Source organism: Niabella sp. CPT15-335-S11 (assembly GCF_058792415.1).
The window spans coordinates 232,370-243,941 of record NZ_JBYTEI010000001.1; the positions used below are offsets into that span (position 1 = coordinate 232,370).

Here is an 11,572-nt window from a genome sequence, read left to right on the forward strand (position 1 = left end):
TATGGCTCGAAGGAAAAAAGATATCATTCTTGAAAAAGTCCGGATGGAAGATTATGCCGCCGAAGGAAAATCTCTGGCCCGGGTGGACGGGAAGGTGATCTTTGTGGAACAGGTTGTGCCCGGTGATATCGTGGATATCCGCCTTGTAAAAAACAAAAAAGATTGGGGGGAAGGATACCCGGTGCGTTTTCATCTGTTGTCGCCCGACCGTACCGACCCGTTTTGCAGCCATTTTGGGGTTTGTGGTGGGTGCCAGTGGCAAATGCTGCCCTACGAAAAGCAACTATTGTACAAACAGAAGCAGGTCACCAACAGCCTGCAAAGAATTGGGAAATTAAAAATCCCCGAAATCCAGCCGATTTTAGGCGCCGCCGAGACCATGCGGTACCGGAATAAACTTGAGTACACTTTTGCAACGGAGACCTTTATTCCAAAAGAAGAATTTGCAGCGCTGAAAGAAAAAGGCGCCGACCCTCACCTGGCAGGTAAGCAAAATGTGGCAGGTTTTCATGCAAAAAAATTCTGGGATAAGATCGTGGATATCCAAACTTGTCACTTGCAGCAAGAGCCTTCGAATGAGATCAGACTGGCTGTGAAGGCATTTGCTCTGGAGAACGGTTACAGTTTTTACGATCTTAGAAACCATCGCGGACTGTTGCGAAACCTCCAGGTACGTATCTGCGAAACCGGGGAATGGATGATCAATCTTGTTTTTGGCTATGACGATCCCGAAAAGATCAACGCCCTGTTGCAACATGTTGTTGCGAAGTTTCCGGGCATTACCTCCGTATTGTACACTATCAACAATAAATTCAACGACAGCCTGCATGGCCTTGAGCCGGTGGTATTTTCCGGAAAGGGCTATGTCATAGAAAAAATGGAAGATTTCCAGTTCAAGATCGGACCTAAATCATTTTTTCAAACCAATACCAGACAAGCAACAAAACTATATGAAGTGACACGCCGGTTTGCTGAACTGACCGGCAGGGAAACCCTGTACGACCTGTATTGCGGTACGGGCAGTATTGGGATTTTCTGCGGTAAAAACGTGGGTAAATTGATTGGTGTGGAAATGGTGGCAGAGGCGGTGGAAGACGCAAGGCTCAATGCCGAACTGAACAACTTGAAAAACAGTTCGTTTTACACCGGCGATGTGACTGATATCTGTAACGATGATTTTTTTGATGCACATGGCAGGCCGGACGTAATCATTACGGACCCGCCTCGGGCCGGAATGCATGAGAAACTGGTTAGAAAGATCAATGAAATGGAAGCACCAGTGGTGGTTTACGTGAGCTGCAATCCCGCTACGCAGGCGCGGGATCTGGCCATTCTTGACGAACAATACGAGGTAACCCGTATCCAACCCGTGGACATGTTTCCACATACTCTGCATATAGAAAATGTCGTACAACTCAAACGGCGGTAACTGGCGAGAAATAATAATGTGTGGAAGGTCGATTTATCTCAGTGTCAGGTAACAACCCATTATTTTTTACAAATTCACTTCTCATGCGGCCAGGGAAAATGCTCCCGAAAAATTTGTGGCAGGAAGTTTTGAGCGTGAGGGGAAACCTTAACGTTTAATTACCTAATATTGTGAACGTATTCACAATGAAAAAGGAGCATCTCACTTTTTACTGCCTTGTCATGATAATTTCAATGACCGTAAGTTCCTGTGGCGGTAGTGAAAAGAAGGCTCCACCGCCACTGCCCGACACGTTGATCCGCATTACGGAGTCCGTAGAATTGGACTCTGCAACCGTCAGGCTACCGGCAGATTCTGCCTTCCGGGCGCCGGTGGACAGCATCACGCGTACCGATAGTGCATTTCTCATGAAGAAAAGGCTGACTTCTGACACTGTCCGGAAAATCCCGGCCAGGGAAAAAGGAGAAATGGAAAATGTACGCAGATATATGCAGCGCAAGCGCGGCGGCTAATTGTTTGTGCAACTTTTACCCCCCGCTTGATGTGGTTTTCCTGGAAATGCCGGGTTGATGTTTGAATTCCGGGTCTGCTAAGGCGTAATCATGTTGAATTTGCGATAGTTTCTGCTACTTAATATGATTGTCCGGCTAAATTTTGTGACCATACCTTATTTTTGTTGAATGAGTAACTTCAGTTATCAGCGTCCACCTGAAAATTTTCCACCGGCGGTTCGAAATCTTATCCTCACAAATGTGCTTGTATGGGTAGCCCAGTTACTCTACGATCCAAAATATGACCTGACATCCAAGATAGGCCTCTGGCCGATCGGCACCTCTGAATTCAGGCCATGGCAGATCATCACGCACATGTTCGCCCATGCTTCTTACAGCCCCAGTGGCGGAATAGTGTTTTACCACATCCTGTTCAATATGTTCGCCCTGTGGATGTTCGGGAGAATCATGGAAAATGTTTGGGGTTCGAAAAGATTTTTGATCTTTTATTTGATCTGCGGACTTGGTGCCGCGGCGTCTCATCTCCTGATGCAATCTATACTTGGCTCAGGCGATGTTGCTGTGGGAGCATCCGGAGCCGTATTTGGCGTGCTTGTCGCCTTTGGGGTTACCTTTCCCAACACGGAATTGTATATCATGTTCATTCCCATTCCCATCAAGGCCAAATGGGCCATTCTGGGCCTCGTAGCATTGGACCTGTTCGGGGGCATCTCACAAATGTCGGGAGACAACATCGCGCACTTCGCGCACCTGGGAGGAGCAGTCACGGGATTTATTTTATTGAAAATCTGGAACAAAACCAATCGAAAAACGTTATTCTAGAAAGTGTTTACCGTGATCCGCGAGCGGGTCTAAATTTTTTCTTATGTCCATCTCAGACAGAGACTATGACAGTAGGTTGTCTTTCGGCACGACCGTCAACCCCCTGGTTGTTTTGATTGCGATCAGCATGATCCTGTTTGTCATTTTAGCGTTCTTTAAAGCTATCATCTACGTGTTCATGCCCGAAGGCGGTGCGGTAGCTGAGAATTTTAACCGCAATGTATTAAGCTGGTTCGCATTGTCTTCAGACCCGGGTAAAGCCATTGCGAGACCATGGACCTTTCTGACTTACTCACTGGTGCATCTCCAAATTTGGCCATTATTTGCCAATATGCTATGGCTGTGGTCTTTCGGATATATTTTTATCGACTTGACAGGAAACCGTAAGCTGATACCCATGTTTATATACGGTACCCTGGCTGGTGCTGCTGCATTCCTGGTGGTGGCCAGGTTCACTTCTGTGGGACAGGACACATCCGGGCTGTTTCACTATTTCGGATCGGCCCCGGCCATTCTCGCGATTGCTATTGCGGCTACGACCATTTCACCGGGTTATAAGGTATTGCCGGTTCTCGGCGGTGGTTTTTCACTATGGATCCTTACAGTCATCTTTCTGGTAGTAGATCTGGCGGGACTTTCTCCGGGCAATGCACCGATTCTCGTCTCCCATATTGTCGGCGCACTATCGGGTTTCCTTTTTATCATGATTCTGCGAAGAGGTTATGACGGCAGTGAATGGATGAATGCCCTTTACGATTGGTTTACCAATCTCTTCAACCCGGATAAAACCCGCAGCAAGACCGTCTGGGGCGGCAGTTCCTCCCTGTTTTATCATACACCTGGCCTGCCCTATCGGAAATCAACCCGCGTCACACAGCAAAAATTGGATGAATTGCTCGATAAGATCAATCAATCCGGCGGGTATGATAACCTGAGCAGTGAAGAAAAAGATATGCTGGAGCGGGCCAGCCGTGAGGAAGATCTGGAAAAATAACCATCTACAGGACATCGCAGTTTTCTACCGTTGAAATCCATTTCTTTAGACCGTTTTTAGGGTTGCTGGAATTAGGTTGAAAAGCGATACATGCTTATCTTTCAGTTAACGTGAATCATTCATGAGAAAATTCAAACGGATAAGCAATCGAGTGCTGCTCATCATCAACCTGTTGGTCGTGGGTCTGTTCCTGCTTGCCTGTATCAACCCATGGTTCAATCCGCGCATCTGGCCACTGTTTTCACTGATCGGCCTGGCATTCCCCATGCTGCTGCTTGCTGTACTGGTCTTCCTGGTCTGGTGGATCCTGGCCCGGAATAAACTTGCATTTATCTCACTTGCAACCATTTTACTGGGAGGTGGACAGATCGTTAACTTTTATGCCTTTCATTTTCCAGGCAGGTTCCGGGAAGAAAAGCAGCCAAACCATATTCGCATTGCCACCTGGAATGTGGCGAGATTCGTAGAAATGGTAAAAAACAATAATGCCGGCAGCCAGACCCGCTACAAGATGTTGCAGCAGATTCAGCGGGTGCACGCCGATATCCTCTGTTTCCAGGAGTTCAGTTCGTCCATCGATCCCGACTGGTACAATAACATCGTGGCAGTCAGCAAAGGATTGGGTTATCCTTATTATTACTATTCCCATGACTGGGATGGCGACCGTTTGTTTAACGGAAGCGTTATCTTCAGCCGTTACCCTGTTCAGGATACAGGTATTGTCAGGTTTCCCCGGCCAACCCTGCCCGAAGCGCTGATATTTGTGGATCTCCGGATCGGAAATCGGACGGTAAGAGTGTATACTACACACCTTCAATCAAACCAGTTCGAGAAGGGGGATCTTTCAAAGATTGAAGAATTGAAAGGAGGCAAAGGAAAAATAATGGATAATGCATTTCACATTTTCAGAAAACTCTCCGTTGCTATCAGTCACCGTAGTATTCAGGCCGATATGGTAGGAGATATCATGAAGAACAGTCTGTTCCCGTTAGTTTTTTGCGGCGACCTGAACGATGTTCCCAATTCCTATACCTACAGAACCTTGAAAGGAAACCTGCGGGATGCCTTCCTCGTCAAAAGTCACGGAATAGGCCGAACCTATAATTCAATTTCACCTACGCTCCGAATAGATTATATTTTACCCGACAACCATTTTAATGTCGCGCAGTTCAAACGGATCACGACTCCCTATTCTGATCATTATATGCTGGTAGCCGATATTGAGCTCAAAAATAACTAACCCTGATTGTTGGACATCAAAGAGGCCCGGAGAACCGGATCTTTCTCGGTTCCGGAGCGGGGAGACCGGCACTTATCGCTGAAATTCCTATTTTCGCCCTGGCATCAAACCCAAATGCTTTCTTTATTTTTGCACCCTTAGTAAAAGTTTACAAATCCATGAGTGAGTTGAAAATATACAATTCCATGACCAGGCGAAAAGAGATCTTTACACCTATCACACCCGGTTATGTGGGAATGTATGTGTGCGGCCCGACCGTCAGCGGGGAAAGTCATTTGGGTCATGCCAGGCCCTATGTCACCTTTGACGTTGTTTTTCGATACCTGACCCATTTAGGTTACAAGGTCAGGTATGTCCGAAATATAACGGATGCGGGACATTTTGAAGAAGAGGGACGTGAAGCGGAGGATAAGATCTCTTCTAAGGCCGTACTGGAAAAGCTTGAACCGATGGAGTTGGTACAGAAATATACCAATCTGTTTCACTGGGCCATGGCGCAATTCAATAACCTGCCGCCTTCTATCGAACCAACAGCCACCGGTCATATTATGGAGCAGATAGACATGATCAGGAAACTCATAGATGAGGGTTACGCCTATGAATCAAACGGATCAGTTTATTTTGATGTAAAAAAATATGCCGCAGGTCACGATTACGGCAAGCTGAGTGGCCGGAAAATAGAAGACCTCATGGAGGCAACCCGGGACCTTGAAGGTCAGCAGGAAAAGAGGAATTCAGCAGATTTTGCCTTATGGAAAGCCGCGCCGCCACAGCATATCATGCGTTGGAATAGCCCTTGGGGCCAGGGTTTCCCGGGCTGGCATATCGAGTGCTCGGCAATGTCAACCAAATACCTCGGCAAGAAGTTCGACATCCACGGTGGTGGTATGGACCTGCTTTTTCCACATCACGAAAGTGAAATCGCGCAAAGCACGATCTGCAACCACACGGCGCCGGTCCGCTACTGGATGCACAATAATATGATCACCATTAACGGCCGGAAGATGGGCAAGAGCTACAATAATGTGATCAAGCTGACGGAATTGTTCAGTGGTGATCATCCACTCCTGAGCCAGGCTTTTCATCCGATGACTGTTAGATTTTTCATCCTGCAAAGTCATTACCGCAGCACGCTGGATTTCAGCAATGACGCGTTACAGGCTTCGGAGAAAGGTCTGAAACGGCTTTGGGAGGCTTATCAAAACCTCCAGAAACTGAAACTGCGTTCGGGTGAATTAACGGAAACCGCGGGAGATGCGGACCTGGATAAAAAAGTGTCCACCCTGATCGAAGAATCCGACAGCTTTATCAAAGATGATTTCAACACAGCAAAGGTGCTGGCCAATATGTTTGAGCTGGCGCCTGTCATCAATGGAATCAAAGACAATATTTTGCCGGTCACTTCATTGTCAGTATCCACATTTGAACAATTACAGGATTTTTTCAAATTATACCTGGAAGATATTTTTGGATTGAAAGACGTTTCAGAAGCAGATAATGAAAAACTGAAGGAGGTCATGCAGGTACTGATGGATATCCGCAAAGAAGCGCGGAGCAGAAAAGATTTTGTTACTTCGGATAATATCAGAAACCGCCTCACGCAGGTCGGGATTTCCTTAAAGGACGACAAAGACGGCACGGTAAGCTGGAATGTTGAATAGTTTTCGCGTTACACAAACTCATCGGGAATATCACCGGTTGGGTACAATTACACATCTCCTCCAACAATATGTTTAAACTCTGGTCAAGCTTTCTGAAAGACTGGCGGATCCTTGTCCGCGACCGGATGGGCCTTGCGTTAATGTTCATCATGCCAATCGTCCTGGCCATTGTCATTGCAATGGTGCAGAACAGTACGTTTGAATTGGTCAGCAATAAGAAAGTCGTCCTGCTGCTGCTAAACAGAGACACCGGAGAGGCTGCAAAGCAGTTGGAGACTTCTCTCAGGAGTGGTGGCGTTTTCATCATTAAACAGATGCCGGATGGCAGCAGCGACTCCCTGCTGAAACAAAAGATAAGAGATAAAGATGCGCTCCTGGGCCTGGTGATACCGGAGGGATATTCCCGCCAGGTGTTGCAGAAAGCTGAAAATGTAGCTTCCCGTGCTCTTCAGGTGGCGCCTCTGCCGGTTACGGGTCAGGTTGTGGACAGTTTGGAAAACAAAATCCTGCCGGTACAGCTTTTTTACCACCCCGCGTTGCAAAAGTCATTCAGGCAGGGTATGGATGCCGCGCTGGGCAATGTTTTCCAGATGGTGCAAAGTAAATATATCATCCGGCAACTTTACAGCGGAATAAACGACTCTGCAGCCATCCCTGAGAATCTGGAGAAAGAGATCCTGGCCAACGAAACGCCCATCAATCAGCAACCAGTTTCAAGGGGAAATAGTGCAGTCATACCCAATGCAACACAGCACAATATTCCCGCCTGGACCGTTTTTGCGATGTTCTTTATCGTGATTTCGCTGGGCAGCAGTATCGTCAGGGAAAAAACTTCCGGAAGCTTCATGCGGCTGAAAACGATGCCCACTCCTGCGTGGTTGTCAGTCATTTCGAAGCAGATCACCTATATACTGATTACAATTCTTCAGGCTGTGGTCATTTTTGCCATTGGTCGATGGGTATTTCCGCAAATCGGCTTGCCTCCTTTAAATTTACCCGGAGATTACCTGGGTTTATTTCTCATTGTGGTAGTCTGCGGATGGTGCGCAACCAGTTTTGGGATATTAGTCGGCGTTTTTGCCCGTACACAGGAACAAAGTAACGGTGCCGGAGCCATATCTATCGTCCTTTTTGCTGCGATTGGGGGATTACTCGTCCCTGCCTTCGCCATGCCGGAGTCTTTTTCACTGATTATGAAGTTTTCCCCCCTCTATTGGTGTCTCGAAGCTTTCTACAACCTGTTCCTGGAGGGTGGCAAATTAAAGGATGCGATGGCCAGCGTAATCCCCATGCTGCTCATGATCCTTGTCTTCCAGGTCACTGCTCTGATCCGCATGAGGCGGGAAATGTATATATAATTAATACTTCCGATTATATTTGTAACTAAATATTCTGACAACTATTATTTAAAATGGAAAAAGAGCAGTTAAAACAGCAGGTGAAGGAACAGGTTGTAAAATTTTTGAATCTCAATACGATAAAACCTGAGGATATCAAGGACGATGAGCCTTTGTTTGGCGAGGGACTGGGGTTGGATTCCATCGATTCTATTGAGCTGATCGTTATGCTTTCCAGGGAATATGGGATCAACATCCAGGATCCCAAGGAAGGAAGAAAAATTCTGACCACCATTAATACCATGGTGGACTATATTGAGCAACACAGAACCAAATAGTTTGATTTGGAAAGAGTCGTGGTAACCGGAATGGGCATGATTACGGCCATTGGCGATCATGTCGCAATAAACCGGCAGTCACTGATCAGCGGCCGCAGCGGTATTGGGCCCGCCCGCTTTTTTCAGTCGAAATATACGAGCCTGCTTCCCTTCGGCGAAGTCAGCCATTCGACCGAAGATCTTCAAAATATACTTCAAATCGACAGCCCGGGTATTACCCGGACTGAACTTTTAGGCATGTTCGCTATCCGGGAAGCCATTTCAGATGCGGGACTTTCGGACGAACTATTGCAGTCACACGAGACAGCCCTGATAGGGGCGAGTACCGTCGGCGGAATGTGTCTGACGGACCAGATGTACCAGGACGCAAACCAGCAGGGAGATACAGGGTCTGCTTTTCTGGGTGCCTATTCCAACAGCGCCAGCACCCTTTTCCTACAGTCTCAGTTGAAAATTGGCGGATGGGTTGACACCCTGAACACCGCTTGCTCTTCTTCAGCCAATTCGATCATGTACGGGACAAGGCTCATACAGCATGGCCGGGCAAAAAGGGTGATTGCGGGAGGGATCGATAGTCTGTCGAAATTTACGGTGAACGGTTTCAACGCCCTGATGATCTTATCTGATGAGCCGTGCCGGCCATTTGACCGGGGTCGCAAAGGGCTGAACCTGGGTGAGGGAGCTGCATTTGTTGTGCTGGAACCGGAATCAGAAGTGGGGAGTAAAAAAATCTATGCCGAAGTTTTGGGATCCGGCAACAGCAATGACGCCTTTCATGCCTCTTCCACATCCCCTGAAGGGGACGGCCCATACCTCAGCATGCAGCGTGCACTCGCGTCGGCTGGTTTAAAACCGGAGGATATTGAGTTTATCAACGCCCATGGTACGGCAACAGAAAACAATGATGAGACGGAAAGCATTGCCATGCTTCGCTTATTTCAGAAGATGCCGGAATTTGCCAGTACAAAAAGTTATACCGGGCATTGTCTTGGTGCCGCGGGTGCCGTAGAAGCAATCTTTTCCATTTTGAGCCTGTACCACGGCGAAGTTTATCCTTCTCTGAATTTTGAAAACGTCATTGAAACCACAAAGCTGGCTCCCATCAGAGCCTATGCGCCACGAAAGCTCCGTCACGTCATGTCAAACTCCTTTGGCTTTGGGGGAAACTGTACTTCTCTGATTTTCGGAAATTCCGCAAAAGCATTGGAACAAACCCCCTGACCTTTGGTCAGATTCATTTACATTGTGTACATTGAGCTGGCGAGTATGCAGAAACCACGTAACCATACAAAATCCGAGGCATATCCCTCACTCCCGCAACAGGGAACTACGGGAGAGGGCTTGTATATTCTTGATCACCGGTGTATTTCACCCCAGCAAAGTTTCGGGACTACAGACCTGGATCATCCGGTCGTTTCACGGGCAGGTAAGCTGCAGGCCATTGAACCGCCGCTGGAAGGTGTGGCTCCCGGTATGTTGAGACGAATGAGCAAGGCGGTTAGAATGAGTCTGGGTGCCGGATTGCCCTTGTTGAGAGGACACGAAACCGACGGGATCATTATCGGCACTGCTTACGGCGGTATGGATAACTGTATCAAATTCCTGAACCAGATCATCGATTATGAGGAGGGCCTGCTGACTCCGGGGGATTTTGTCCAGAGCACCCCAAATGCCATCGCCGGGCAACTTAGCCTGGTTACAAAGAATCAAAAATACAATATCACCCATGTGCATTTCGGACTGGCGTTTGAAAACGCGTTAATGGACGCGATGATGCTGCTGCAGGAAAATCCCGAAAACCACTACCTGGTTGGGGGGGTAGATGAAATATCGACGTATAATTATAATATCGATAGACTCGCCGGTTGGTATAATCCAACGTTCAGCAGCGAACACCTGTTTGAGCGTCAAACAACCGGATCGGTGGCCGGTGAGGGGGCTGCCATGTTCCTGGCTGGCCTCACACCAGGAATTTCGAATATCAGGTTGGAGGCTGTGGAGATATTTCACGCCACTGATGTTGAAAAAGTGGCAAAATGGTTCGGGGAAACAATCGGTTCAACCCCGGCGGGGACAGGGGAGGGCAGGCTTTTCTTCAGTGGTGAAAACGGGGATATACGCATGGATCCCTTTAACCTGGCTTGCGAAAAGATCATACCTGACCTACCGGTGATCCGTTTCAAACAGCTTTGCGGCGATTACCCTACGGCCTCGGCTTTCGCTTTGTGGCTGGCCTGCGAGGTGCTTCAAGTGCAAACAATTCCGAAGCATCTGGTGAAAAAGGGAATTATTCCAAAGACGATCGACACGATCATCATCTATAATAATTATCAGGGGAAGCAGCATAGTTTTATACAGGTGGGCATAAAATAATATAGCCGGACTTCGTCGTTAAAAAATTAACATTAGTTTTGTAGTGTGTCAGATCAAGCCTGATATTCTCCGTATGAAATATTTCCTGATTTTATTTTATTTCCTGATACCAAGTTTTTTGGTACGGGCCCAGGGTTTCGACATAAAGTTGAGCGCTGGTGCCAACTCCACGTACATGCGGAACTTTGATGGTAATTATACAATCGAGACCGGCGAGCTGGGTGTTACGCCTAGTCTGAACCAGCTGCCATCTCATACGACTCAAGGCTTTGGAAATGTTCATTCAGTCGCGAATTATAAAGTGGGCGCGTTCGCGGATGCCGAGTTTGGGATTGAGTTCTGGAATAAATGGCGATTGTCATTTTCTCTCGGCGGTAACCAGATCACCTACACTTATGATACGAAGATACCCGCAAATAACTGGACCGGCAAGGACACCAGCGTAAAGGCCATGATTCCTTCTTACGGAGATACCAGGCTTCTTTATTTAAGTTCCAGATTTGCGAATCTTTCAAAATCCTTTGGGAAGATCTCGCTGCAGGCGGGCCCCGTACTGCACTACCTCCTGCATAAGAAATACGAGAGCGCTTTTTATTTCAGGGATACCGTAAACAAGACTTACAGCAACTTTATAGAGGAACGGGGAGCAGCTAATCATTTTCTCCTGGGCGGCAATCTGAATTTCCGCTACTCACTCATACGCGAGTTGGAAGTTATGGTGGGCACGCAATATTTCTTTAGCAAGTTGTACGACAAAGAAGGCACAGCCAAAGACCAGTATCAAAAAAGTAAACCTTTGCAACTTCAGGTTGGACTGAGCTACCGGATTGCGTATTTCTAGATGTTAGACGCTAGACGTTAGATAC

General features: G+C 47.4%; 11 protein-coding genes. All 11 read left to right on the forward strand.

The features are described from left to right. Position 1 precedes the first annotated feature (1 nt). The gene (gene rlmD, locus AC3WS5_RS01010) at positions 2 to 1,429 is read left to right on the forward strand and encodes a 23S rRNA (uracil(1939)-C(5))-methyltransferase RlmD (protein ID WP_492465326.1); all 1,428 of its coding nucleotides are present in this window, start codon (positions 2 to 4) and stop codon (positions 1,427 to 1,429) included. 185 nt (positions 1,430 to 1,614) lie between these two features. Beyond that, positions 1,615 to 1,941: a hypothetical protein gene (locus tag AC3WS5_RS01015; RefSeq protein WP_492465327.1), complete on the forward strand. Its 327-nt coding sequence runs from the start codon at positions 1,615 to 1,617 to the stop codon at positions 1,939 to 1,941. Between the two features lie 168 nt (positions 1,942 to 2,109). After that, a complete protein-coding gene (locus AC3WS5_RS01020; RefSeq protein ID WP_492465328.1) occupies positions 2,110 to 2,763 on the forward strand; it encodes a rhomboid family intramembrane serine protease in 654 nt (217 codons plus the stop codon). Positions 2,764 to 2,806: 43 nt separating this feature from the next. Then, positions 2,807 to 3,757 carry a rhomboid family intramembrane serine protease gene (locus AC3WS5_RS01025; protein WP_492465329.1) on the forward strand — a complete coding sequence of 317 codons (951 nt, stop codon included), beginning with the start codon at positions 2,807 to 2,809 and terminating at the stop codon, positions 3,755 to 3,757. A gap of 121 nt (positions 3,758 to 3,878) precedes the next feature. Further along, positions 3,879 to 4,997, forward strand: a complete 1,119-nt coding sequence (locus tag AC3WS5_RS01030; RefSeq protein ID WP_492465330.1) for an endonuclease/exonuclease/phosphatase family protein — start codon at positions 3,879 to 3,881, stop codon at positions 4,995 to 4,997. A 158-nt stretch (positions 4,998 to 5,155) separates the two neighbouring features. Further along, a complete protein-coding gene (gene cysS, locus AC3WS5_RS01035) occupies positions 5,156 to 6,658 on the forward strand; it encodes a cysteine--tRNA ligase (RefSeq protein ID WP_492465331.1) in 1,503 nt (500 codons plus the stop codon). A gap of 68 nt (positions 6,659 to 6,726) precedes the next feature. After that, positions 6,727 to 8,016: an ABC transporter permease gene (locus tag AC3WS5_RS01040; RefSeq protein ID WP_492465332.1), complete on the forward strand. Its 1,290-nt coding sequence runs from the start codon at positions 6,727 to 6,729 to the stop codon at positions 8,014 to 8,016. A gap of 53 nt (positions 8,017 to 8,069) precedes the next feature. Beyond that, on the forward strand, positions 8,070 to 8,333 hold the full coding sequence (locus AC3WS5_RS01045) for a phosphopantetheine-binding protein (RefSeq protein WP_492465333.1): 264 nt from the start codon (positions 8,070 to 8,072) through the stop codon (positions 8,331 to 8,333). Between the two features lie 6 nt (positions 8,334 to 8,339). Beyond that, positions 8,340 to 9,554 (forward strand): beta-ketoacyl-[acyl-carrier-protein] synthase family protein, encoded by a 1,215-nt coding sequence (locus AC3WS5_RS01050; RefSeq protein WP_492465334.1) that lies wholly within the window; start codon positions 8,340 to 8,342, stop codon positions 9,552 to 9,554. 3 nt (positions 9,555 to 9,557) lie between these two features. Then, the gene (locus tag AC3WS5_RS01055) at positions 9,558 to 10,706 is read left to right on the forward strand and encodes a beta-ketoacyl synthase chain length factor (RefSeq protein ID WP_492465335.1); all 1,149 of its coding nucleotides are present in this window, start codon (positions 9,558 to 9,560) and stop codon (positions 10,704 to 10,706) included. A gap of 73 nt (positions 10,707 to 10,779) precedes the next feature. Next, positions 10,780 to 11,547 carry a hypothetical protein gene (locus AC3WS5_RS01060; protein ID WP_492465336.1) on the forward strand — a complete coding sequence of 256 codons (768 nt, stop codon included), beginning with the start codon at positions 10,780 to 10,782 and terminating at the stop codon, positions 11,545 to 11,547. The last annotated feature ends 25 nt before the right edge of the window (positions 11,548 to 11,572 follow it).

What these genes read in the sequence shown, in the direction of transcription:
- rlmD (WP_492465326.1), top strand. Translation starts at nt 2, where the DNA reads ATGGCTCGAAGGAAAAAAGATATCATTCTTGAAAAAGTCCGGATGGAA.
- AC3WS5_RS01015 (WP_492465327.1), top strand. Translation starts at nt 1,615, where the DNA reads ATGAAAAAGGAGCATCTCACTTTTTACTGCCTTGTCATGATAATTTCA.
- AC3WS5_RS01020 (WP_492465328.1), top strand. Translation starts at nt 2,110, where the DNA reads ATGAGTAACTTCAGTTATCAGCGTCCACCTGAAAATTTTCCACCGGCG.
- AC3WS5_RS01025 (WP_492465329.1), top strand. Translation starts at nt 2,807, where the DNA reads ATGTCCATCTCAGACAGAGACTATGACAGTAGGTTGTCTTTCGGCACG.
- AC3WS5_RS01030 (WP_492465330.1), top strand. Translation starts at nt 3,879, where the DNA reads ATGAGAAAATTCAAACGGATAAGCAATCGAGTGCTGCTCATCATCAAC.
- cysS (WP_492465331.1), top strand. Translation starts at nt 5,156, where the DNA reads ATGAGTGAGTTGAAAATATACAATTCCATGACCAGGCGAAAAGAGATC.
- AC3WS5_RS01040 (WP_492465332.1), top strand. Translation starts at nt 6,727, where the DNA reads ATGTTTAAACTCTGGTCAAGCTTTCTGAAAGACTGGCGGATCCTTGTC.
- AC3WS5_RS01045 (WP_492465333.1), top strand. Translation starts at nt 8,070, where the DNA reads ATGGAAAAAGAGCAGTTAAAACAGCAGGTGAAGGAACAGGTTGTAAAA.
- AC3WS5_RS01060 (WP_492465336.1), top strand. Translation starts at nt 10,780, where the DNA reads ATGAAATATTTCCTGATTTTATTTTATTTCCTGATACCAAGTTTTTTG.